The organism is Acinetobacter sp. BWR-L5 (genome assembly GCF_039655985.1).
GTDB classification, from domain to species: domain Bacteria; phylum Pseudomonadota; class Gammaproteobacteria; order Pseudomonadales; family Moraxellaceae; genus Acinetobacter; species Acinetobacter johnsonii.
The window spans coordinates 314,569-337,527 of the sequence record NZ_JAGFEV010000003.1 but is presented as its reverse complement, the minus strand read 5'-3'; the positions used below and the strand labels follow the sequence as shown (position 1 = coordinate 337,527).

At 42.8% G+C, this 22,959-nt stretch carries 23 protein-coding genes; 12 read left to right on the top strand and 11 right to left on the bottom strand.

Annotated elements, in window-relative coordinates:
• The first annotated feature begins 154 nt into the window (after positions 1–154).
• Positions 155–796 carry a class I SAM-dependent methyltransferase gene (locus JZ787_RS07325; RefSeq protein ID WP_234951074.1) on the top strand — a complete coding sequence of 214 codons (642 nt, stop codon included), beginning with the start codon at positions 155–157 and terminating at the stop codon, positions 794–796.
• Positions 797–861: 65 nt separating this feature from the next.
• Here the strand turns inward: JZ787_RS07325 and JZ787_RS07320 are convergent, their stop codons facing one another.
• Complete coding sequence (locus JZ787_RS07320; protein ID WP_004691414.1) at positions 862–1,335, bottom strand: Holliday junction resolvase-like protein; 474 nt, start codon at positions 1,333–1,335, stop codon at positions 862–864.
• 123 nt (positions 1,336–1,458) lie between these two features.
• Here JZ787_RS07320 and JZ787_RS07315 point away from each other — a divergent pair, with 123 nt between their 5' ends.
• The 5 genes from JZ787_RS07315 (at position 1,459) to JZ787_RS07295 (ending at position 6,841) form a co-directional block, all read left to right on the top strand.
• A complete protein-coding gene (locus tag JZ787_RS07315; RefSeq protein ID WP_148825413.1) occupies positions 1,459–2,103 on the top strand; it encodes a ParA family protein in 645 nt (214 codons plus the stop codon).
• A 137-nt stretch (positions 2,104–2,240) separates the two neighbouring features.
• On the top strand, positions 2,241–3,362 hold the full coding sequence (locus JZ787_RS07310; protein ID WP_168158788.1) for an AI-2E family transporter: 1,122 nt from the start codon (positions 2,241–2,243) through the stop codon (positions 3,360–3,362).
• Positions 3,363–3,507: 145 nt separating this feature from the next.
• Positions 3,508–4,059, top strand: a complete 552-nt coding sequence (gene sodC, locus JZ787_RS07305) for a superoxide dismutase family protein (RefSeq protein ID WP_148825412.1) — start codon at positions 3,508–3,510, stop codon at positions 4,057–4,059.
• A gap of 217 nt (positions 4,060–4,276) precedes the next feature.
• Positions 4,277–6,427 (top strand): YccS family putative transporter, encoded by a 2,151-nt coding sequence (gene yccS / locus JZ787_RS07300; protein ID WP_346312024.1) that lies wholly within the window; start codon positions 4,277–4,279, stop codon positions 6,425–6,427.
• 114 nt (positions 6,428–6,541) lie between these two features.
• Positions 6,542–6,841, top strand: coding sequence for a DUF3817 domain-containing protein (locus JZ787_RS07295; protein ID WP_004977999.1), 300 nt, complete (start codon positions 6,542–6,544; stop codon positions 6,839–6,841).
• A gap of 115 nt (positions 6,842–6,956) precedes the next feature.
• Here JZ787_RS07295 and JZ787_RS07290 read toward each other — a convergent pair whose 3' ends face one another.
• The 5 genes from JZ787_RS07290 to JZ787_RS07270 all read right to left on the bottom strand — a co-directional run bounded on the left by JZ787_RS07290 (position 6,957) and on the right by JZ787_RS07270 (position 12,259).
• Positions 6,957–8,186 (bottom strand): MFS transporter, encoded by a 1,230-nt coding sequence (locus tag JZ787_RS07290; protein ID WP_346312023.1) that lies wholly within the window; start codon positions 8,184–8,186, stop codon positions 6,957–6,959.
• A 249-nt stretch (positions 8,187–8,435) separates the two neighbouring features.
• On the bottom strand, positions 8,436–9,326 hold the full coding sequence (locus tag JZ787_RS07285; RefSeq protein WP_346312022.1) for a pirin family protein: 891 nt from the start codon (positions 9,324–9,326) through the stop codon (positions 8,436–8,438).
• Between the two features lie 23 nt (positions 9,327–9,349).
• Entirely contained in the window at positions 9,350–10,117 is a 768-nt protein-coding gene (locus JZ787_RS07280; protein ID WP_346312070.1) for a nucleotidyltransferase domain-containing protein, read from the bottom strand.
• 220 nt (positions 10,118–10,337) lie between these two features.
• Positions 10,338–10,709, bottom strand: a complete 372-nt coding sequence (locus JZ787_RS07275) for a hypothetical protein (RefSeq protein ID WP_346312021.1) — start codon at positions 10,707–10,709, stop codon at positions 10,338–10,340.
• A 140-nt stretch (positions 10,710–10,849) separates the two neighbouring features.
• The gene (locus JZ787_RS07270; RefSeq protein WP_168158642.1) at positions 10,850–12,259 is read right to left on the bottom strand and encodes an FAD-binding oxidoreductase; all 1,410 of its coding nucleotides are present in this window, start codon (positions 12,257–12,259) and stop codon (positions 10,850–10,852) included.
• A 364-nt stretch (positions 12,260–12,623) separates the two neighbouring features.
• Between JZ787_RS07270 and serA the strand changes: the two genes are divergently transcribed.
• The 3 genes from serA (at position 12,624) to JZ787_RS07255 (ending at position 15,921) form a co-directional block, all read left to right on the top strand.
• Entirely contained in the window at positions 12,624–13,856 is a 1,233-nt protein-coding gene (serA, locus tag JZ787_RS07265) for a phosphoglycerate dehydrogenase (RefSeq protein ID WP_004691438.1), read from the top strand.
• 138 nt (positions 13,857–13,994) lie between these two features.
• Positions 13,995–14,870, top strand: a complete 876-nt coding sequence (locus JZ787_RS07260; RefSeq protein WP_078425491.1) for an EamA family transporter — start codon at positions 13,995–13,997, stop codon at positions 14,868–14,870.
• Positions 14,871–15,048: 178 nt separating this feature from the next.
• A complete protein-coding gene (locus JZ787_RS07255; protein WP_346312069.1) occupies positions 15,049–15,921 on the top strand; it encodes an EamA family transporter in 873 nt (290 codons plus the stop codon).
• A 41-nt stretch (positions 15,922–15,962) separates the two neighbouring features.
• Here the strand turns inward: JZ787_RS07255 and JZ787_RS07250 are convergent, their stop codons facing one another.
• The 3 genes from JZ787_RS07250 to truB form a co-directional block, all read right to left on the bottom strand.
• The gene (locus JZ787_RS07250; protein WP_004978028.1) at positions 15,963–16,421 is read right to left on the bottom strand and encodes a hemerythrin domain-containing protein; all 459 of its coding nucleotides are present in this window, start codon (positions 16,419–16,421) and stop codon (positions 15,963–15,965) included.
• Positions 16,422–16,579: 158 nt separating this feature from the next.
• A complete protein-coding gene (locus tag JZ787_RS07245) occupies positions 16,580–17,347 on the bottom strand; it encodes a TSUP family transporter (protein WP_168158645.1) in 768 nt (255 codons plus the stop codon).
• A gap of 33 nt (positions 17,348–17,380) precedes the next feature.
• Entirely contained in the window at positions 17,381–18,286 is a 906-nt protein-coding gene (gene truB / locus JZ787_RS07240) for a tRNA pseudouridine(55) synthase TruB (protein ID WP_346312020.1), read from the bottom strand.
• A 154-nt stretch (positions 18,287–18,440) separates the two neighbouring features.
• Here truB and JZ787_RS07235 point away from each other — a divergent pair, with 154 nt between their 5' ends.
• The 3 genes from JZ787_RS07235 (at position 18,441) to JZ787_RS07225 (ending at position 21,637) form a co-directional block, all read left to right on the top strand.
• The gene (locus JZ787_RS07235) at positions 18,441–19,472 is read left to right on the top strand and encodes a lipase secretion chaperone (protein WP_346312019.1); all 1,032 of its coding nucleotides are present in this window, start codon (positions 18,441–18,443) and stop codon (positions 19,470–19,472) included.
• A gap of 54 nt (positions 19,473–19,526) precedes the next feature.
• The gene (locus tag JZ787_RS07230; protein ID WP_346312018.1) at positions 19,527–20,492 is read left to right on the top strand and encodes a triacylglycerol lipase; all 966 of its coding nucleotides are present in this window, start codon (positions 19,527–19,529) and stop codon (positions 20,490–20,492) included.
• 173 nt (positions 20,493–20,665) lie between these two features.
• Complete coding sequence (locus JZ787_RS07225; protein WP_058870393.1) at positions 20,666–21,637, top strand: triacylglycerol lipase; 972 nt, start codon at positions 20,666–20,668, stop codon at positions 21,635–21,637.
• A 59-nt stretch (positions 21,638–21,696) separates the two neighbouring features.
• Here JZ787_RS07225 and rplS read toward each other — a convergent pair whose 3' ends face one another.
• Both rplS and trmD read right to left on the bottom strand, forming a co-directional pair.
• Complete coding sequence (gene rplS, locus JZ787_RS07220) at positions 21,697–22,071, bottom strand: 50S ribosomal protein L19 (RefSeq protein ID WP_004691454.1); 375 nt, start codon at positions 22,069–22,071, stop codon at positions 21,697–21,699.
• A gap of 140 nt (positions 22,072–22,211) precedes the next feature.
• A complete protein-coding gene (trmD, locus tag JZ787_RS07215; RefSeq protein ID WP_178895943.1) occupies positions 22,212–22,952 on the bottom strand; it encodes a tRNA (guanosine(37)-N1)-methyltransferase TrmD in 741 nt (246 codons plus the stop codon).
• Between the last annotated feature and the right edge of the window lie 7 nt (positions 22,953–22,959).

The following is a 22,959-nucleotide window of genomic DNA, read 5'->3' as shown; positions in this document are numbered from 1 at the left end:
ACTTAGGAAAATATGAACCAATTTCATCTTAGTCCACTTTCCTGAAAAGAAGCTTATGAACTTAGTAACATTGTGAACGAATTATGCAGTCTACTTTTAGCCACAGCACTTTTCAGTTAGGCTAGAGCTGAAGAACAGAGCCCCAAAAACAATCATGCTTTATAAATACTATCAACAACACATCTTTCCACATGTCCTGAATCAGGTCATGCAAGTACCAAGCTTAATGGACAAGCGCCGCGAACTGCTTTTGCCGATTCAGGGAGAGGTATTGGAAATTGGTTTTGGTACAGGGCTGAACCTACCCTTTTATCAAAATGTCGATACTGTCTTTGCCCTTGAACCCAGTCCTGAAATTTATCATTTGGCTTTAGAGCGGGTACAAGCAGCAGCATTTGAAGTGCATCATGTACAAGCCCGTGCGGAAAAGCTGCCTTTTGCTGACCAGAGCCTTGAGCATGTGGTCAGTACATGGACACTGTGTAGTATTGCTGAGCTAGAACTGGCTTTGGCGGAAATATTACGCGTGCTCAAACCGGGTGGCACCTTACATGTGGTCGAACATGTATTAAATACAAATAACCTTTATATTCAGCGTCTACAACACTTACTCACACCTGTACAAAAACGTTTAGCCGATGGTTGCCATCTCAATCGAAACATTGAACAGGCCTTAAAAGCAGCAGGTTTTAATTTGATAGAACAACACTACTTTTATGCCGAAGGTATTCCGAAACTCGGACAACTGATGTTTTTTGCACGTGCTCAAAAGCTACATTCAAGCGATGGGTCATGATAGTCATGTAGAAGACATCTGCTCTATATCAAGCAAGATGCTTTCATGGGTAGACATTATCAAGCTTATTCAATCGTATCGAAGTCGATGCGGACCGTTTCAAAACGAACCCGCCCTGCTTGAATCGCTTGTGCAATGGCAACTTGTCCTTTGGTTAACCTCGCCCCACCGCTTTTAATATCAATGAGAACAATTTCAATATCTTCTGCTCTCCCCTCACCATCACGCAGGTCGGTATAACCATCAAAGACCACATAGTCGACAGGATCACCCAAAAACTTGGCATCGCTGGGTAAGTATTCAAACTGCGGCATAATCGGTGCCAGTTGCTCCGCCATTTTACCTTTGAGCACTGCACGACTGGTATTGACACTGCGCTTTTGTGCTTGAGCCAAAGCCTGCTGATGCTCTAGTTCTAATTCGGCAATGTAGCGCTCATATTCTGCTTTGATGCGTCCATTTCGGCTGTGACTTAAAATAAGGGTGGTCAACACCACACCAATTGCTGCACCGATCAACATTGCCATCCATATGGACATGGTTCTTTCCTAATTTTGTGCTACAGGTAGCAAGATTTAAACTTACAACTTTGGTTTGGTGTCATATGCGACACACAAAAGAATGATATGCTAGGGGTGAGCAGAATAAAATCATTTAAGGTCATGAAAACGATATTAATCGCCAACCAAAAAGGTGGCTGTGGCAAAACGATAACCGCAATCAATTTAGCTTCGGCACTCGCACAAAAAGGTTATAAAGTGGCTTTGGCCGATGCCGATAATCAAAAATCTGCTCGTCAATGGTTAAAACAGCGTCCAGAGCAAGTGGCGCATATTCAAAGTTTAGATTGGCGCCATGAGAAATCGATAGGTGAAGTGCCTAAAAACATTGAATATTTAATTATCGATGCGCCGGGTGCGCTGTCTGGTGAGCATGCCGAACAGCTGGTCAGTGAAGCGCATGCGATTGTGACGCCACTGCAACCCTCGTTTTTTGATATTGACAGTACCCGTCGTTTTTTAAAACATTTACAAGACATTAAACGCATTCGTAAAGGCAAAGTGCAAATTTTGCTTTTGGCCAATCGGGTCAAAGCCAACAGCGCCAGTGCCAAAGACATCCAAGATTTTTTTGCGAAAATTGAACAGCAACCTGTAGCATGGATTTCAGAACGTACCGCGTATGGCCAATTGGCAATGCACGGTTTAAGTGTATTTGATAAAACACAAAAGAATTACCTCTCCATTCAAAGCCAATGGCAACCGCTGCTCAACGCCATTGTCGATGACCCAAGTGCTTGGTTCTAAAATATTCTGCTATAGATAAAACGGGGCTATTCCCTATTTATAGTCGGTTATTCACGAGAACTTACCAAGGGTACGTTCTCGTGCGCATTTTTTTCAGTTAATATGACTTTGACCTTAGAGATATAGCAGTGAATACCGTGCAACGATACGCACCAGCCTTACAAAAAGTATTGTTATTTGGACTGATTTTTATTCTGTTCTATTTGAGCTTTCAAGTCCTGAAATACTTTATTGTACCTGTGCTTTGGGCTGCGATTATTGCCTACATCACTTGGCCTCTATATCACTCAGTGCAGAAACTCTGTGGACCGCGTCCAACCTTAAGCGCCACCATCATGATCAGTATGGTGGTTTTAGTTGTCGGCATCCCGCTGACCTTTGCCATCTTTATGCTGCAGCATGAGGGCCGTAATCTGTTTTATGAACTGCAAAGACAAGTGTTCTCAGGTCATTTAGATGTCCCTCAATTTATTCGGGACTTGCCCATTATTGGTAAAGAAGTCACCCGTACTTTAAAAGAAATCAACACCGATCCGAACAGTATTGTACAAAATGTCTCAGGCTGGTTTCAAAGCCATTTAAATTATGGTCGTTTGGTGCTGAGTGAAATCAGTAAAAATATTTTTAAACTCTGTTTTGCGGTGATGTCGTTATTCTTCTTCTATCGTGACGGACAAACCATTTTAAATCAGGTCAGTAAAGCGCTGGAGATGGTGATTGGCCCACGTATCCACCACTATTTAGATACTATTTCTGAAACCACGCGTGCTGTAGTCTATGGGGTTGGCCTGACTGCAATTGCGCAAGCACTCTTGGCAGGCCTGAGCTATTTTGTTGCTGGTGTCCCAAACCCAATGGTACTGACCATTGTGACCTTTATCTTTGCACTCATTCCTTTTGGCCCTCCTGTGGCATATAGCGCCGTGTCTTTATGGTTATTCTCTCAAGGGCAGACTATTGAAGCGATTGGTGTGATGGTATGGGGGGTTTGTGTGGTCAGCACAGCAGACAATGTGATTCGCCCATTGGTGATCTCAGGTGCAACGCAAATTCCGTTCTTACTGATCATGTTTGGTGTATTGGGTGGTTTAGCCAGCTTTGGTATGGTCGGCTTATTTGTCGGCCCCGTGATTCTAGCGGTACTGTTAGCCATTTGGCGCGAATGGCTACATGAACAAGTCAATGAACCCCTAATGATGCCAAAAGCGACATTGGCTTATGATCCACCCGAAGAGCCTTTAGATACGCCAAAAAAATAAGTTCAGTGAAATGACTTCAACGCATGCTTTCCTCGAAAGTATGCGTTTTTTTATGTCAGATACAAAAACGCTGTACGGACAACATTGAACAGAAGCCCTGGCTTTGTTTGAATGGTTCTGAATTTTAAGGAAAAAAGGATCCAACATGTTGTCTTCTGCTTTCAAACTAAGCGCACTTGTGACTTTAATCGGTTTAGGGACTGTGGCATGTACCACTACACCTACTGAAACCAACACGATGGTCAAAGACGTCGATGTACACGCTGTTTCAACTACAGGTGTGGGACAAAAAATTGGCACCATTCGTTTTATTGATAGCCCTGTTGGTTTAGCAATTCAAACCAATTTGACTCAACTTCCACCTGGCCCACACGGTTTTCATATCCATGAAAAAGGTTCGTGTGATGTGGCTGAAAAAGAAGGAAAACCTGTGGCTGCTTTAGCCGCTGGGGGACACTTTAACCCAGAAAAAGCGCCAAACCATGGCACACCACTGAATGGACATCTGGGTGATTTACCCATCTTGAATGTCGACTCAGCAGGTAATGCAAAAGTCAATTTACTCGCTCCTCGCTTAAGTTTAGCTGACGTTGAGGGCTTAGCGGTAATGGTGCATGCAGGTGGTGATAACTATTCAGACACCCCTAAACCACTTGGCGGTGGCGGTGACCGTATTGCGTGTGGCGTAATTAAATAAATCTATTATCCCATGCAGTGTGAATAAAGTAGTGTTTTGAACTCGCACATGTGGATAAGTTTCGACTTATACACACAATGCAGCGGAGCCATGCTCTGCTGCATTTTTATTGTCATAGGTGAATTTTTCATGCAATGGAGCACCGCATTAAATTGACAGTGCTCTAAAAAAAGTTCAGGCTAAAACCAAAATAAAACTAAGCCTAGACTATTACATCGTGAACAATCTTCGTCAGTGGTTTCAGTCCTTTCAGTCCAATGCAATTTTTATGTATTGCTTGCAAATCTTGATTGTGCTGAGTGGCACAACCTTAGGTTTATATTTTTTAGGACTGCAACAGCTCATCGTTCCGACCACATTAGGCGCAATTGCAACAGCCCTGACCGACTTCGATGACCGGCTCAGCATTCGTCTCAGAAATCTTGCCTATGTCTGTATCTTGTTCTTTAGTGTTAGTAGCATTTTAGATTTTTTACATCCTTATAAATTCTTTTTCATCTTATATTTATCACTGTCTAGTGCTTGTTTTATTTTACTGGGGGCACTAGGGCAACGCTATGCAGCAATGAGCTTTGGTACCATTTTACTTTCCCTATACAGTATGTTTGGCCTAGGTGAATATTCGGCTTGGTACTTTCAACCCAGTTGTTTTGTCTTGGGAGCATTGTGGTATGGCTGTACCGCTATTGTGTTTTATATTCTTAAACCCACCTTGGCCGTTCAGGACAACTTAGCCCGCTGTTTTAATCAAGTTGCCGATTTGCTCAACGCAAAAGCACGTCTATTCGACCCAGACAATCGAGACAATGTAGAAGTGCTTCTCTACGATCTATCCTTACAAAACAGTACCGTGGTGCAAAGTTTTAACCACACCAAAAGCTCACTACTGACGCGACTAAAAGCATCTCGCGCCAACCAAAATACAATTTATTGGCTCAACCTCTATTTTCTCGTTCAAGACATTCATGAACAAGCCAGCTCTAATTATTTGCACTATGAGCAGTTACATCAAAACTTTAGCCGAACTGACCTCATTTTTCGTATTCAAAAAAATATTCGGCTGCAAGCCCTTGCCTGTCAGGCTTTGGCACGGTGTATTTTGAACAATCAAACCTATGTATCCGATCCAACGACCACTCAGGCGTTGCTGAATTTACACAGTTCCATGCAGGACTGGGTTCGAGATCATCCACACAATATTGAAGTCAAAAACCTACAACTGATTTTAAATAATTTGGACAGTGTGCATGAACGTTTTCAGCACCTCAACGAACTACAATCGCGCCAAGAACAGCGTTATCAACAGCATATTGATAACCTCAACTTATATGATGATGATATCCATGATTGGCATGATCTGTGGCTCAAACTCAGTCAACATCTCACCCCCCAATCCGCACTGTTTCGACATGCGGTACGCATCGCCTTTGTCTTTGCTGTAGGTTATGGCATCTCGCTTCTGCCCTTTGCGCAACATGGCTATTGGATTTTGCTCACCAGTTTATTCGTTTGCCAAATGCGTTATTTCGCCACCAAAAGCCGCTTAAAAATGCGAACCTTGGGCACTATTTTGGGCGTTGTTTTAGGGGTTCCGCTGCTGTATTTTGTGCCGAGTATTGAAGGACAACTGCTACTAACCATTATTTTTGGCGTGTGTTTTTTCTATCTCAGTTCCAAGAAATATGCCATGGCGACCCTGATGGCAACACTCATGGTGCTGCTGATTTTTAATTTAAAAGGTGCAGGCTATGCCATTATTTTACCGCGAATTATAGACACCCTCATTGGTTGTGCCATTGCTTGGTTCGCAGTGAGTTTTATTTGGCCCGATTGGGACTTCCGCAATATTTCCAACACCATTAAAAAAGCATCCGATGCAACCCTCAACTATTTCAATGCCATCTGTGAGCAATATCAACACGGCAAAAATAATAGTCTGGCTTACCGCAGTGCGCGTCGTACTGCGCATAATGCCCAAACTGAACTGGCAAACATGATCTCCAGTCTTAGTACCGAGCCCAATCCAAACCCAGAACTGGTACATCATGCTTTTCGCTACTTGGTATATAGCCACAGTCAACTCAGTTATATTTCTGCTTTGGGAAGTCACCGAGAATTGGTGCAGGATACGCAGGTGCTGGAACTCATGCTGTGGTGTCAAAATACGCTGAATCATGTACTGCTCCATCAGCAGGCATTAGCTGAACTCGACATCCAGCAGAAACTGGCAGAGATTAAACGCCTAAATGCGCAAGAAACAATGAGTCAGAATTTACACTTGGTCCTCAAACAAATCAGTCTACTACTGGAAACCTTGCCTGAATTGCTGAAGTTAAAAACTGAACTGCTAGCCCGAGACATTAAATAAAACGGACGACACAACGTCGATCTTTAAAAGCTTCATGATGTACGGGTGTATTGTGGTTCATTTTTATCTGGTTCTTGCGTACACTCGAGCTTCATTCTCATAGATTTTTTGACCATGAACATTCAGACATTACGTGTTGTAGGATTTTTAGAAGGGATTTCTTTTTTACTGTTGTTATTCGTTGCGATGCCAATGAAATACATCTTTGATAACCCGATCCTAGTCAAATACGTGGGTATGGGCCATGGCGTATTATTTATCCTGTTTCTCATCGTGCTGTTTGTGGTCTGTGAAAAGCAAAAATGGTCTTTGAAGATGTTTATTCTAGGTTTGATTGCTTCGATCTTACCTTTTGGACCTTTTGTGTTTGATGCCAAAATTAAAAAATTAGAACCTGAGCAAGCTGAAGCCTAAGTTTAAAAAACTGGCTTTAAAAAGGATTTTTTAAAGCCTTAATAAAAAAGCGCCCATTCAAATGAATGCGCGCTTTTTTATGATGTGCACTTCGCTGAATTCAGCGAATAAAATTTTAGTAAACACCACGCTCAAGACGTTTTTGCATCACTTTTTTCACGGTCGCACGTGGAAAGCTAAACCAAAGTGCAATCAATATCAGGCAGACCAAACTATAAGCCCAAAGACCAAATTCCACATAAGCCATACGCACCAGTTCAATCACGAAGAAGAACGTAAACATCATCAGTACTGAAACGGCTGCTGCAACTGTCCCTTTGGACACTTCCGATGACATCAACGCAAAGCGATATAACACCGAAAAACTAATGCCTTCACCAAAGCTCACCAAAGTCATCCCCACAATCAGTAACGGCAAGAAATAGCTTTGGAAAATGGTGCCGAGCACCACCAACTGCGTACCGACGAACATCAAAGGCAAACCGAGTAACACGGTTTTACCCAGTGCCATTTTGTCGATGACTTTAATCAGTACTATGTTGCCCAGAATGAGCCCCCCCAAGACGGGGAACTGTGCCAAGCCGTATTGCATACTGCTCAAGCCAAGTTCTTCCACTAAAATCACAGGTGACAGTGCAATCCAAAGCATCAAAGGCATCGCGACCATAGGCAAACCAAAGGTGAGCGCCAAAAAGGTCTTATTTTTATAGACCGTTTTATAGTCATCCCAAATATAGCGCAGCGGCTTTTTCGGATGACGCTGTTGTGTCGCAGGCATTTTGGCTTTTAAACCAAACCAACTTAAAAAAGCCAAAAAGGCGATGCCAATAAAGCCCCAATGCCATGACACATGGTCAATCATAAACGCCCCGACAACAGGACCAAGTAACGGTGCCAGCAAAGAAATATTCGCCATGAGTGCCATGACTTTAATGGCATCACGCTCTTCAAAACTTTCCTGTACTGCGGCATAACCCACCGCAGAAATCATCGATAGCCCCACGCCTTGTAAAAAGCGGAGCGCCAAAAAAGACTCAATATTTTGAGTGAGTAAAATCGCGAGGCAGGTCAGCACGAAAAATGCCACACCTGCGAGCAACACTTTTTTACGACCTAAACGGTCTGAGAGTGGTCCAAGTAGCCACGCGACACAAGCACCGCCCAGTAAATAAAAGGACATAGAGGATGGTGCCCACGCACTGCTTACCCCAAAGTCTTGGGTAATCGCGAGCATAGCAGGCTGGACTAAATCGTTACCGATATAGACCGAAAATTCGAATAAAACCAATGCCAAAGGAAACATCAATGTGGCACGGCTTAACTTTAGAGTTTGTACGTTTTGCATTGTTATCTACATATAAAATGCGTACAAGCCTGAGCGAAGTCCGTTAGAGGGAGAGACGACTAAGCCCAATGGCAAGCACTGTAAAATTGAATAAAAAATGTAATGGGTGCGAGAAATGCACACTGGTTTTACGCTGTATTCACAAAGCGTTTTTAGAAAAGGTGTTATTAAAATAGACTGAGCGGTGACACCGACAAAGCTCTGTTAAGCTATTTTAGCAGTGTTGCATCTGTTTGTATTGTTACTTTTTTAAGTTTCATCTGTCGCATTTGGTTTTGTATTAGGCGCAATAAAATGCCCTTGTTTTAAGTCCTCATACGCCTGTAAAACTTCGGTGAAAGTGTTCATGACAAAATAGCCACGTCCATAAATGGGTTCATTTAAAGGCTGCCCACTGAGTAATAAAAAAGCGCTGTCTTGTATCGCTTGTATTTCAAGGTGCTCGCCATGATTGGACATGACTGCCATCTGCTGTGCTTCAACAGTTTCTCCGCTATTGAGCTGAAGACGCCCCCTACGGATATACAGCAGTGTCGTCTCACCTTCCAATGCAGGTAAAACTGTTTTCGTACCCGCTATAAGTTGAACATCCAACACGGTCATAGGGCTATGCGTTTGAGCGGGCCCTGTCTGGTTTTCATAAGCCCCTGCAATCACCCTAACTGTTCCTTGAGCTTGCGCCAACTCAACTTCTGGAATAGCTTCATGACTTAAGTGTTGGTAACGTGCAGGATTCATTTTATCTTTGGCAGGCAAATTGACCCACAGCTGGATCATTTCAAATGCCCCGCCCGTTTTGGAAAATGCCTCACTAAATACTTCTTCGTGCAGTACCCCAGCCCCTGCCGTCATCCACTGTACATCCCCTGCGCCGATCACACCGCCACTGCCTGTAGAGTCCTGATGGGTGAGTTCACCTTGATAAACAATGGTTACGGTTTCAAAGCCACGATGCGGATGTTCACTTACGCCCTTTTTTAAGCGAGTTGGCTGTAAATAACTCGGGCCGATATGATCCAGCAATAGAAAAGGTGAAACCGAATTTCCCAGTTCATAGTGTGAAAACACAGAGACGACTGGGGCGAAGTCGCCTACAGCCGTACGTGTACTTTCTGAGTGAATAAAGGCAAGGGTTTTCATGATTTAATAATCCACCAACCAAACTAAGTACCATAGAAGTGTTGTTTTAAACTGAAACTATACTCTGTAAGATATTGCTGTAACTTTTCTAAATCATTGGTCGACTGAACTGGCTGTGTATTGAGCACTTCAATTTTACATTCTAATAACTTTAAAATTTTAGTTTGCTCAACCTCTGGTAACTGTGCTTTTTCTTTTTGTTGTTTCTTAATTTCTAAATAGTCTTCAGCCCAATGCCGTAAGGGGTCATCTGCACTAATTTGATCAAACAACTCTGTAATCTGTAACTCAGGCATGATTTGTTGAGTTGCTAATTCAGCAGACATTAAACCTCGAATTGAGTAAAACACTTTCTTATAAGTAAAATTATCTGCTGTCTGCATCACTTGCATCCCACCTTTTGCAAGAGATAAATAGTGATAATACAATGCTTTATAATCTACTCGATTCAATAATCCATCTCTAAAATTTTCCCATTCTGGAAATGCATTAAAATAAACAATATGAGCGCGTACCCATTCCAAAACTGTTGGGTTACTTTTGGCAATTAAACCAAACATTTTGTTCAAATCGAATGAAACAAAATCGAAATCGCCGTCCATGATTTCAATAAGATCACGATGTTGGCGATAGTCATAATATTGCGCCTTAGACGGCAGATGCACACCTCTTACATCATAATCACTATCTGGACTTGCCATTCCCCATAGACGGCTACCGCTTTCAATATAAAATAATGGATGTTCATCTCTGTTTTCGAATAAGTTTTGAATTTCTTGTTGGATGTTCATTCTGTTCACATTTTTGGGGCAATCTAAAGCTTTTATATCACTAATTTCAGTAAAATCAGGTTTTTTATCAGAAACTATCTTGTCTTTTTTCATCCACAGCTCAACTAAAAAATAGAAAAGGTTTTTGCTTATACCGCCCCAAAAAGCAAAAAAGCGCATCAACCGATACGCTTTTTATGAGGCAGACTCGCCTACATTTCAACCATAAATCAAAGATTTATTATGCACACTTCGCTGTTTGGAAGTTTTTGGTATTTTTACCCCGCGCACATTGGTAAGAGGTTTTCGTCGCAGTTTTTTCCCAGTCGCCATCGACCAACTTAAAGTTATACACGGTACGCACCGACTTCACCGAATCATCTAACAACCCTGTTTCAGTCACTTTAACTTCTGCCGCAGTCGGTGACTCAACCGTATTAAAGTACTGACGGATTTCAACCGTAGCCAACTCATTACGCAAATCTGGACGCTCTTTAAGTACCTGAGCCAACGGCGTATCTGACGAACCGACTTTATTCACAAACTCTTTGGTCGTCGCACAACCTGACAATAATCCCACACATACGGCTGATGCTAAAATAATACGCAACATAAATCCCACCCAAAATTCATTATTTATCAGTCCATCATGCCTTTTTTAGGCCTATTACACTATTTAGTAAATGTAATTCAGTCCCTTCAGCCATAAAAAAGCGCATCACAATGGATGCGCTTTTAAAACTCGATTCGAACTTAAAGGTCGAATAATTTACCTGGGTTCATAATTCCGTTTGGATCGAAAACTTGCTTCAATGCCTTCATATATTCAATCTCTTCCGCCGAACGCGTGTAGTCAAGGTATGGCTTTTTGGTCATACCAACACCGTGCTCAGCAGAAATTGAACCGTCGTATTTTTTCACAGTTTCGAAGACATATTTATTCACTACCTGACATTTGGCAAAGAATTCGTCTTTGCTTAATTCAGCCGGTTTTAAAATATTTAAGTGTAAATTACCGTCACCAATATGACCGAACCAGCAGATTTCAAAGTCTGGGTAGTTGCTTGCCACAATCGCATCAATTTCTTTAATAAATGCAGGCACATGCGTAATCAAAACTGAAATGTCATTTTTGTATGGTGTAAATGGCGCAATCGACTCAGAAATGTCTTCACGTAAACGCCATAAACTTTCCACTTGATCGAGGCTTTGGCTCAACACGCCATCCAGTACCCAGCCTTGTTCCATGCAGTGCTCAAAAATTTCCATCGCCTTGTCCATAATTGGCTCAAATGGCGCTTCAAATTCTAACAATACATAGAATGGACATTCGGTTTCAAATGGACGTTGTACATGACCATGTGCCAACACTTTTTGCATTGCCAGTTCACCAAAGAACTCAAATGCAGTCAGGTCAATTTTTGCTTGGAAAGCATGCAGTACAGGCATCACAGCATCAAAGTCAGGCACACCCAACACCATTACTTGAAGGTCTTGCGGTTGGCGTTCCAGTTTGATTTCAGCTTCAGTCACTAAGCCCAGTGTCCCTTCACCACCAATGAATAAATGTTGCAGCGCATAACCAGTTGCGTTTTTGATCATGCCTTTGTTTAGACGCAGCACATCACCTTTACCCGTAACTACAGTTAAACCGAGTACCCAGTTACGCGTCATGCCATATTTAATGACTTTAATACCGCCTGCATTGGTGCCAATGTTTCCACCAATTTGACTCGAACCCGCAGAAGCAAAATCGACTGGGTAATACATGCCTTGCTCTTCAGCATAGTTTTGTAGCTGTTCAGTCACCACGCCTGCTTGGACGCGAACCATACGGTCTGCTGGGAAGAATTCCAAGATTTGGTTCATCTTGTCCATACTCACCACAATTTCACCGTTGGCAGCGACTGCACCGGCAGATAAGCCAGTACGACCACCTGATGGTGTAATCGCAACATTAAACTCATTTGCAAGTTTCACAACCGCTTGCACTTGTTCCGTGCTCGATGGAAAAACGATGACTGACGGGTTTGGATCAAAATGTTTGGTATGATCGCGTCCCCAATTTTCAAGGCTATCCGCATCGGTTTTAATGCGGTTTTCACCTACAATTGCTGTCAATTGGGTCAATAACTCTGGGGTTAAAGCGACTGGAGCATTCATCGTTTTCAGACCTTGCAAGAAGTAAACAAGTTGTTTGTGGCGCTAGGGTTCTCTACATGAAAAGCGCTTTATTTCAGTCTTTCCATGCCCTAAGGCTCAGGCAGTTCGTGAGGATTTAAGCAGCAGTGTGCAACTGGCTTATTTTCACGGAGTCATATTATAAGGCATTTTTTCTGTTTCCCGCAGAAAAAGCTGTTTTATTCAGGATACCTTTGAAATGATTAGTTTAATTAGACCAAAAAGACTTTTTTACGCACCATAGAGGTTAAAAATACCCAGCAGAGTCCGCATAAAGGAAATGTATATCGGGCGCGGTACGTGCTATTATATCGCCACTAAATTTGGCCTTTGTAGCGGAGCCGTAATGAGCCAACATCTTTCACTTCCTAAAGATAAAATTCGTTTCTTGTTGTTAGAAGGCGTTCACCAAAACGCAATCGACACACTAAATGCTGCCGGATACACCAACATCGATTATCGTAAAACTGCGCTTGAAGGTGAAGCGTTGAAAGAAGCGATTAAAGATGCACATTTCATTGGTATTCGTTCCCGTACACAACTCACTGAAGAAGTGTTTGAAGCAGCGAATAAATTAATCGCTGTTGGTTGTTTCTGTATTGGTACCAACCAAGTGAACTTAAATGCTGCGATGGTTCGTGGTATTCCAGTATTTAACGCACCATACTCAAATACACGTTCAGTGGCTGAACTTGTACTTGCTGAAGCTATTCTTCTTCTTCGCCGTGTACCTGAAAAATCGACAGATACACATGCAGGCGGTTGGAACAAGTCAGCGGTTGGTTCGTTCGAAACTCGTGGCAAAACTTTAGGGATTGTCGGTTACGGTTCAATCGGTTCACAACTTTCTGTCCTTGCTGAAAGCTTGGGTATGAAAGTGATCTACTTCGACACAGTAACAAAACTACCATTAGGTAATGCACGTCAAGTCGGTAGTTTAAACGAACTTTTAGCCAATGCTGATGTTGTTTCTTTGCATGTACCTGATGTTCCGTCTACACGTAACTTCATGACCAAAGAAAAATTTGCACAAATGAAAGAAGGTGCAATCTTCATCAATGCTGCACGTGGTACATGTGTCGTGATTGAAGACTTAGCAGATGCCTTGAAATCAGGTCATGTTGCTGGTGCTGCGGTTGACGTGTTCCCGAAAGAACCAAAAGCCAATGGTGAAGAATTCATTTCTCCACTACGTAACATTCCAAACGTGATCTTAACCCCTCACGTAGGTGGTTCGACCATGGAAGCGCAAGCAAACATTGGTTTAGAAGTGGCTGAGAAATTCGTTTCATATTCAGATAAAGGGATGACTTTATCTGCGGTGAACTTCCCAGAAATCGCGTTACCGTTGACTGAAGGCAAACACCGTTTACTTCACATCCACAAAAACGTGCCAGGCGTGTTGTCAAAAATCAACAATTTGTTTGCTGAACACGGCATCAACATTTCTGGTCAGTCTTTAATGACCAAAGGGGATGTGGGTTACTTGGTGATGGATGTAGATGCAACAGCATCTCAAGAAGCTTTAGATACTCTACAAGACGTTGAAGGCACAATCCGCGTTCGCGTATTGTTCTAATTCGACTCTTTTTAAAAACCACAGCTGCCAAGCTGTGGTTTTTTTATTTTTGAATACTTGTTAAAATTTTATGTGCGACCCAAGCACATTCTCCGCTACTTTTTGCAAGTATTCATTTCTCTATCTAGTATTCTAATAATGCCAAATCTAAAAAGTACTCCCCACCTCCAAGCGACCTTTTTATTGCTGATTGCAATGCTCAGCTTGCAAAGTAGTGGTTCACTGGCCAAAGTGCTGTTCGATCAATTTCCCATTTTAACTGTTTCCGCCATGCGCTTGCTGTTGGGATCAATCATTTTGGCCGTGCTGTTTAAAATTTGGCAGGTTGATTTTAAGCAAGTCAAATATAAAGCCATTCTCAGCTATGGTTTTGCCTTGGCAGGCATGAACCTATTGTTTTATTTATCCATTGCTCGCCTGCCACTCGGCATTGCAGTGTCGTTTGAGTTTATTGGCCCGCTCAGTGTTGCTCTGTTTTATGCCAAACAACGCTTTGACTTTGTTTGGGTCGGGCTGGCTATTTTAGGCTTAGTTTTACTGTTTCCTTTCGACCAAGCAGCTCAACCTTTAGACCCTCTTGGGATTGCATTTGCACTAGGTGCAGGTGCATGTTGGGCCTTGTATATTGTGGCGGGACAGCGCCCATCGGGTGTTTCGGGCAATCATACCGTGTGCTTAGGTATGTTTGTCGGCATGCTGATATTAATGCCACTCGCCCTGTTCAGTGGTTTACCCACAAATGTGTTTGAACCCTCAAACCTGATTTATTTCGTGGCTTTAGCAGTTTTGGCCAGCGCTTTGCCTTTTAGTTTGGAAATGATTGCGCTACGCAATTTAACCGCTCTAAGTTTTGGAACGCTCATGAGCCTTGAGCCTGCCATTGCAGCACTGTCTGGTTTTGTATTTCTAGGCGAGCAACTATTGTGGTCACAGTGGCTTGCGCTCAGCGTGATTATCATGGCGTCTATTGGTTGTACTTATACAGCCCAAAAAAACCGCCAAGCTGCAGTTTAAATCATGTGATCCAACGTTTGAATTTAGCTTTTAAATCCAAAGGCTGTATCAATTACTTTTAAATTCATGTCGTTGCATTTCAAAAAATCAGCTTATTCAGCATCCAACTTGGGTGCTGAATCGTTATACTAATCCACCTTCTTAAAATAACAGGTCGCCATGACCTGATGTGTGCATGATGCCTAATTCTCAACTGATGGCAGTGATGTTCATGGTCTTGTCCATGCTGTCCTATCAAATCAGTGCTTCTTTTGCCAAGCAGTTGATTGCCGTGCTGGACCCCCTCACCGTGGTGACCCTTAGACTGTGCTTTGCGGCAATTTTAATTGTGCTGATGTTCCGCTCATGGAGCATCATCAAACGCCTACCGCATTTAAAGTGGAAAGATTTACTCAGCTATACGGCAGCCTTATGCCTCATGAATATTTTATTCTACGCTTCGCTGGGTAAACTGCCGCAAGGTATTGCCGTCGGTTTAGAGTTTTTAGGCCCTTTAACTTTAGCGCTACTCTCGATCAAACAACGTCGTGATTATATTTGGGTCGGATTAGCGATTTTAGGCATTGCACTGATGGTGCCGTGGCATCAAGCCAATGCAACCAACTTCTCCTTCTTAGGAGCCGCATTTGCGGTTTCAGCGGGTGCGTGCTGGGCACTGTATATTTATTTTGGGCAAAAAGTCGTCCGTCAAAATATCGGCATGCATGCTCTCAGTATTGCTATTGTGATCTCAGCCTTGGTGCTTCTGCCCATTAGTGCCACGCATAACCCTACAGCGCTAATGCAAACGGAATACTGGCCGAAAGCTTTATTGATTGCGCTGCTCGCCACAACCATTCCCTATGCCCTAGACCTGATGGCTTTGAAACGTTTAAGTAAACTCAGCTATGGGACGCTTTCAAGTTTGTCGCCGGCTTTAGCAGCCTTGGCAGGTTGGTTATTACTGAAAGAACAAATTAGTATGTGGCAAACGTTGGCGCTAGTTTGCATTATGATTGCCTCTGTTGGTGTTACCTTTAGAGCCAAACCGCAAAGTGATGACGCGATTTAATCACAAAAGATGGCACTCGCCATCTTTTGTTTAAAATGAACTTAAACCAAACTGTCTTTTTCAATTTTTTTGTACTTTTTGTATTCCTGCTGATACTGCTTGGCGAGTGCAGTCTTTTGAGCATCGAGTAAAATTTTTCCTGCTTGCTGAAAAAAACCATGCTCCTCTTCTTGTAAGTGATGATGTACGGTTTCCGATAATTTTTTTGCAATTGCCAACCAGCCCGGATTTGAGAATTCCGTCTCGGTCAATTGTTCCAATAACTCATCCATTTTATGGTGTTCTGCCAAAGCATGGCGGGTAATGTTGAGGCCCGAATCAGTCATCATTAAAGGGATATAAAAATAACGGTCTTCTGCCACAGCATGAGCAAATAATTCATTTTTAAGGCGTTCAAATAGCTCACGGCGCTCAGGCGTATCCCCTGAAGTTTGGAGTAGTCGTTCAGCCAAATTTCGTTGTATAACGTGACTTTCTCTTAAGGCTTCAAATATATTCATTCTATGCTCCAGTTCCGTTCAACTTAAAACATCATTTTTTATTGAAAAGCTTATTGGCACAGCATTGAGTGCACTGTATTAATCTTAAATGCAATAAACGAGAAATGAGGTCACAGACTGCGCGTTTTTTGTAATGAAGTTTTAAAGGTATCGCACCATTACATCCAAAACATTTGATAGCTCAATCTTACAATTAGAATCGTCACCAAAATAAGAAATAAAATGCGGATAAAACCACTGCCATATTTCAGCGCCATTTTTACCCCACAAATAGACCCGATCATATTTGCAACGGCCATCGTGCCTCCCACAGCAAAAAGCACATGCCCCGAGGGAATGAAAAAGCTTAGCGCTGCAAGATTGGTCATCACATTGCCAATTTTAGCCAATGCCGCCGCATGCAAAAAATCAACGCGTAAATAGCGAATAAAATAGAAAATAAAGAAACTGCCCGTACCTGGGCCAAACAAACCATCATAAAAGCCAATGGCTAAACTTCCGATTCCCGCCAACAGCAAAATTTTAGGCGTCACACGCTGCGCCATATGCACTTGCCCAAATTGCTTCTTCATGAAGGTATATACCGCCATCACAATTAACATGACCAAGACAAAGGGTTGGAGGACTTCTTTTGGAATCATGGCGACACTGGCCGCGCCCCCAAATGAACTGATGGTGGCACACACTGCGACCACAGCCAAAAGTTTCCATTCAAAGCGCACTTTACGGGCAAAGGAAACGGCTGAAGTGGCTGTACCCACCACTGCCGCTAATTTGTTGGTGCCAAATAAAGTGGCAGGTGCCATCGACGGAAATGCATTCATCAAAGCGGGAATTTGGATCAGCCCACCACCACCGACGGCAGCGTCAATTGCACCTGCACAAAAGGCAAAAAAGATCAGACTGATAATAATGTCGATGTCCACGCCTTGTCCTTTTTACCGAGTGATATATTTCGATTATAGATTTAAAACCCGCTTTGGAACCAATCTTTTCTTATCAGTAATTTCAGCTAAGCCTAAGCATTTTTCCCCATCGAAAACCAAGACCTGTGCTTCGGCTGTATGCTCAATATTACTTTCCATACCGCGACTAAAGTATTCACTGCGTCCTTCTGGAACTTGTACTTTAGGAAAATGATCTACAGGTGCATATACAGGTAACAACAGTGCTTCGCGCTCTTGTTCAGACAAACTTTCCAAATACTCAATGGTATAACTTGGAATCAGATCAAAATGACCTGTTTTAATGCGGTGTAAATAAGTTAAATGACCATAAGTATCCAATGCCTTCGCAATATCTTCGCCTAAAACACGAATATATGTGCCTTTCGAGCAGGTAATATCAAGGGTGACACTGTCTGCTGTGAATGAAAGCAGCTCAATCGCAGAGATGGTAACTGGACGTGCTTCACGCTCAATCTCAATCCCTTTACGGGCTAACTCATATAAAGGACGACCATCTTTCTTCAAAGCGGAATACATTGGTGGCACTTGCTGAATATCACCCATAAACTGAACCAAAACGGCTTCAATCAACTCTTTGGTTAACTCAGGTACAGCCTGCTCTAACAACCGTTCGCCTTCTACATCACCTGTGGTGGTACTGTGCCCCAGCTGAATGGTGGTTTGATAGCGCTTCACCGAGTCCAACAAAAAGTGCGAAAACTTGGTCGCTTCGCCCAAACAAATCGGCAGCAGTCCTGATGCCAATGGATCAAGCGCTCCTGTATGCCCCGCCTTTTGCGCACGGTATAACCAACGCACTTTTTGCAATGCCGCATTTGAACTGATCCCCAATGGCTTATTCAATAAAAATACACCATTCACGGCACGGCGCTGAATTTTTGAAGCAGATGATTTCATAACATAGACACGTCTTAAAGCTGCCGCAATACTATCAACCGCTTGTCTAGTTTTACAACTTTTCTGTTGTTTATTTGCCCTTTTGTTTCAGAATAAATCGAGTTCAGTCATATGAACCAAATAAAAAATACAATAGGGATGTTAGGCATAGGATATGCAAAAAAAGAAATTATGGCTCATTTTCGCCGTGATCATCGTTGTCATTCTTGGTTTTCTCATTTGGCTCGCACCCAATGCAACTGTTGGCTCAAACCAAGGGCCGATTAGCTCTAGTGCTCAAAATACGACAGGCTTATTACCCGCAGCGTCAGACTTGCCACATGCTTCAGGGCTGCCTTTTGTCAGTAACAGCCAACAGGACACTGAAGTCAACTGCCAACTGGTGCTTGACCAAAGTAATCGCTTAGTTGTTAATGAACAAACACGTAACTGTTTTGAATATTTTATTACCCAATATGGTGAAAAAAATATTGACCAGATCAAGCAAGATTTTAAAGCCTATATCCAGCAAGGTTATCAAGAACCTGCGCTTAAGCAAATTTTAGATCTTTGGACTCGTTATTTAGGTTATCGTGTGCAATTGGGTAGTCTGAAGGAGCCAAGCCTAAATAAAGAAGATCCCGAGTACTATCGTAAAATTTTTACTTTGATGAAAAACCTACGCAGCCAATTCTTTTCCGACTATGAAATCGAAGGTCTATTTGGCGCTGAAAATACCTACCATGAATATACCTTAGACCGCATGAGCATCATGGCAGATCAGTCCCTGACCGAAGTACAAAAAGCGCAGAAACTGAAAGAACTGTTTGCTCAACTGCCTGAAGATTGGAAAGAAAACCTAGAACAACTCTCCAAACTCGAAGATCTGCGTAAACTGACCTCAGATATTAAAGCGCGCGGCGGCTCTGCCGAAGAAATTCGCCAAATGCGCCAGAATCTTGTCGGTGCCGAAGCGACCGTACGCCTAGAAAAACTCGACCAAGATCGAAACAATTGGAAATCTCGGGTCAATACTTACTTAGAACAACGCGACAGCATTCTCAACAGCAACATGAGTCAAGATGCGCAGCAGCAAGCTATTCAAAAACTACGTAATCAACAGTTTAATAATTCACAAGAACAACTTCGACTAGGAGCCTTTGAAACCACGCATGACACGGGAGGAAAACTTCCGTTCGCAGATTAAAGCTATACCGTGTTTGACTTTTTCAGGATGAAAAAAATGTTTATAACGAAAAGAATGATACAAACAATGTCACTCATAGGACTGATTACCAGCCTTGGACTCAGCGCAACTACAGCCACAGCTGGATTACAGACGGTGACTGCAAGTGTAAAAAGTAATTACGCTCAAACTAAATATCCATTGCTATTTACCCATGGCATGTTTGGGTTCAGCCGAGTGGGCGTTGCCGAACTTGGACTGGATTACTGGTATCAAATTTTACCCGACTTGGCTCGAAATGGTGCAACCACCTTTGCAGCACAAATTTCCCCACTTGAATCAACTGAAGTACGTGGTGAACAGTTACTACAACAAGTTGAAGAAGTCATCGCCCTGACTGGCAAGCCCAAAGTTAATTTGATTGGGCATAGCCATGGTGGACCAACCATTCGCTATGTAGAAGCAGTTAAACCGCAATATGTGGCCTCACTGACAGGCGTGGGAGCAACGTTTAGAGGTTCAAAAGTAGCTGATCAGCTTCTTGCCAATCAAGGCGGAACACAACTCCTCAGCCTAGCGGCAGATTATATTATTGGTCCTATGCTTGCCTATGGACAAAGCAACCCTGCATTAAAAAGCAATTTAACGGCATCGCTCACCTCAATTAGTGAGCAAGGTTCCCTTGTTTTTAATCAGAAATATCCAACATCAGCACTGGCTTCAGACTGTAACAAGAGCGGTGCAACATCCAGCAATGGCGTATATTACTATTCGTGGACAGGCACATCTCAAGTCACGAACATTCTCGATGTTGCAGATAGTGCGATCTCACTGTTAGGGCCTTTAGCCTATGGCCATTTAGACAATGATGGTTTGGTGGCACGCTGTAGTACACACTTCGGTAAAGTCATCCGTGATAACTATGACTGGAACCATTTAGATGAGGTCAACCAAGTTATGGGGCTACGTGGACTATTTAGCGCAGACCCTGTTGATGTCTATCGCCAACATGCCAATCGCTTAAAACTTCAAGGACTCTAGTTCTATTTTTCCCTTCGAATCTTTACCGTTTCGGAGGGATGCCTCCTAGAATTATCCAGTTACAAACTGTATTTAATTTAATCGGATTTCTCTACGCTCTTCCTCCCTCACCTTTATACTCATTTTTGACAACTTAAATTGTCGTCATAAAAAATAAAAAATGAGGATGATCAATGAAATATGGATTATTGATAGCTGGACTGCTGTCGACCTGCGCACTTGCTGCTACACAAACGCAAGCAGCCGCTTCACAAATTAAATCAAACTACGTTGCCTCTAATTATGCAAAGACCAAATACCCTTTGGTTTTTGCACATGGTATGGGGGGCTGGATTCGAGCAGGAACCGATGAACTCGGAGTGGATTATTGGTATCAAATCTTGCCAGATTTAGCCCGTAACGGTGCAAACGCATGGGCAACACGCGTTTCTCCATTCAACACATCTGAAGTGCGTGGTGAACAACTGCTGCAACAAGTTGATGAAATCTTAGCGATTACAGGAGCACCCAAAGTCAATTTGCTTGGTCATAGTCACGGCGGACATAGTATTGCCTATGTCTCAAATGTGATGCCCAATAAAATCGCGTCTGCAACAGCCATTTCTAGTCCTTTAAAAGGCTCTCCTGTAGCGGATCTGATTATTTCCGCGCAAGGTACGCCGCTAGAACAACCGCTGGTGGGCTTAATCAACTTTGGATCCAAAGCTATTGTTTGGGCACAACAGCAAGATCCGAACTCACTTCCACATGATGCACTCGGTGCGGGTAAAAGTTTAAGTCAAGCTGGGTCTAAAGCTTTTGCACAAAAATATCCATTGGGTATGCCAAAAACAAGCTGTGGTGAAGGTTTAGCGAAAGAAAATGGAGTTTATTTTTACTCTTTCTCTGGCAACTCAACATTAACCAATATTCTTGATCCAGACTCATTATTGGGTGCGACAGGCTTACTCATGCAAGCGCCCAATGATAATGATGGCTTAGTCTCACGTTGTAGTGCCAAGTATGGCAAGACCGTGCGCGATAACTATAATTGGAACCATTTAGATGTGATTAACCAGTTCTTTGGTCTACGTTCTATTTTTGCTCCAGACCCTGTGGATGTTTATCGTCAACACGCCAACCGCTTGAAGCTTCAAGGACTTTAAAATTTAGGCATAAAAAATGCGCCATTGGGCGCATTTTTTTACTCGTATAAAACTTAAAATTAAGCTTTAACTTTACGAGCTGGCAACTTTTCACGAATACGTGCAGCTTTACCAGACAATTCACGTAGGTAGTAAAGTTTAGCACGACGAACGTCACCACGACGTTTCACTTCGATTTTAGCAACGATTGGAGAGTGAGTTTGGAAAACACGCTCAACACCAACACCGCTAGAAATTTTACGTACTGTGAACGCAGAGTTCAAGCCACGGTTTTTCTTCGCGATTACAACACCTTCAAATGCCTGAAGACGCTCACGGTCACCCTCTTTTACTTTAACCTGAACGATAACTGTATCGCCTGGTGCAAAAGCTGGGATGTCTTGTTTAAGCTGTGCATTTTCAACAGCTTGTACTAAAGGATGCTTACCGCTCATGGGGTATCTCCAATATGTGCGGGTCAGAAGAGGTCTGATATCCGCTGGGTATAGAGGCTAAATCGCATAGACCCGATTATCTTTCTCTTTATGCTTGACCACTTCAATGCACAAAGAGCCTGTTAAAAGAATACTCTCAATTAAGTATTCAAATCTGTTAGCCATTTCTTTTGCTGCTTCGTCAACTCCACATTTTCCACCAACTCAGGTCGGCGTTGTTGTGTTCGTTGATAACGCTGCAAAAACCGCCATTTCTCAATATTGGCATGATGTCCCGACTTTAAGACTTCAGGGACATCCAAACCTTCAAAATGGTCTGGCTTGGTATATTGTGGGCAGTCCAAAAGACCATCCACAAATGAGTCTTGCACATGAGACTGTTCATCAGACATTGCACCCGGAAGTCTCCGAATAATACTGTCTAATAAAACCATCGCAGGAAGCTCACCACCCGATAAAACGTAATCCCCTATGGACCATTCCTGATCAACATATTTTTGGATCAAACGTTCATCGACCCCTTCATAACGACCACACAATACAATCAATCCATCATAGTCGACAAACTGTTGTACTGCAGGCTCATTTAAGGTTTTTCCTTGCGGTGACATATACACCACAGGAACATGAACTACACCTGCTTGCATGGCAAGCTCTTTGGCATGTTGAATTGCTTTTGCCAGAGGCTCAGCCATCATCACCATACCAGGACCACCGCCAAATGGACGTTCATCCACTCGTTTGTAGTTGCCCTCAGCATAATCACGAGGATTAATACAAGTTACTTGTACTAAATCACTTTTTGCTGCACGCCCGCTAATACCGTAGGCTGTAATCGCTTCAAACATTTCAGGAAAAAGCGTAATGACTGCAAAAAACATCGCAGAC

Coding starts and splice junctions, on each gene's coding strand:
- truB (WP_346312020.1), bottom strand. CDS start 18,286: ATGAAATCATCTGCTTCAAAAATTCAGCGCCGTGCCGTGAATGGTGTA.
- sodC (WP_148825412.1), top strand. CDS start 3,508: ATGTTGTCTTCTGCTTTCAAACTAAGCGCACTTGTGACTTTAATCGGT.
- JZ787_RS07290 (WP_346312023.1), bottom strand. CDS start 8,186: ATGCAAAACGTACAAACTCTAAAGTTAAGCCGTGCCACATTGATGTTT.
- JZ787_RS07280 (WP_346312070.1), bottom strand. CDS start 10,117: ATGAACATCCAACAAGAAATTCAAAACTTATTCGAAAACAGAGATGAA.
- JZ787_RS07255 (WP_346312069.1), top strand. CDS start 15,049: ATGCCTAATTCTCAACTGATGGCAGTGATGTTCATGGTCTTGTCCATG.
- JZ787_RS07320 (WP_004691414.1), bottom strand. CDS start 1,335: ATGTCCATATGGATGGCAATGTTGATCGGTGCAGCAATTGGTGTGGTG.
- trmD (WP_178895943.1), bottom strand. CDS start 22,952: ATGTTTTTTGCAGTCATTACGCTTTTTCCTGAAATGTTTGAAGCGATT.
- JZ787_RS07295 (WP_004977999.1), top strand. CDS start 6,542: ATGAACATTCAGACATTACGTGTTGTAGGATTTTTAGAAGGGATTTCT.
- serA (WP_004691438.1), top strand. CDS start 12,624: ATGAGCCAACATCTTTCACTTCCTAAAGATAAAATTCGTTTCTTGTTG.
- JZ787_RS07235 (WP_346312019.1), top strand. CDS start 18,441: ATGCAAAAAAAGAAATTATGGCTCATTTTCGCCGTGATCATCGTTGTC.
- JZ787_RS07275 (WP_346312021.1), bottom strand. CDS start 10,709: ATGTTGCGTATTATTTTAGCATCAGCCGTATGTGTGGGATTATTGTCA.
- JZ787_RS07315 (WP_148825413.1), top strand. CDS start 1,459: ATGAAAACGATATTAATCGCCAACCAAAAAGGTGGCTGTGGCAAAACG.
- rplS (WP_004691454.1), bottom strand. CDS start 22,071: ATGAGCGGTAAGCATCCTTTAGTACAAGCTGTTGAAAATGCACAGCTT.
- JZ787_RS07225 (WP_058870393.1), top strand. CDS start 20,666: ATGAAATATGGATTATTGATAGCTGGACTGCTGTCGACCTGCGCACTT.
- JZ787_RS07230 (WP_346312018.1), top strand. CDS start 19,527: ATGATACAAACAATGTCACTCATAGGACTGATTACCAGCCTTGGACTC.
- JZ787_RS07270 (WP_168158642.1), bottom strand. CDS start 12,259: ATGAATGCTCCAGTCGCTTTAACCCCAGAGTTATTGACCCAATTGACA.
- JZ787_RS07250 (WP_004978028.1), bottom strand. CDS start 16,421: ATGAATATATTTGAAGCCTTAAGAGAAAGTCACGTTATACAACGAAAT.
- JZ787_RS07260 (WP_078425491.1), top strand. CDS start 13,995: ATGCCAAATCTAAAAAGTACTCCCCACCTCCAAGCGACCTTTTTATTG.
- JZ787_RS07325 (WP_234951074.1), top strand. CDS start 155: ATGCTTTATAAATACTATCAACAACACATCTTTCCACATGTCCTGAAT.
- JZ787_RS07285 (WP_346312022.1), bottom strand. CDS start 9,326: ATGAAAACCCTTGCCTTTATTCACTCAGAAAGTACACGTACGGCTGTA.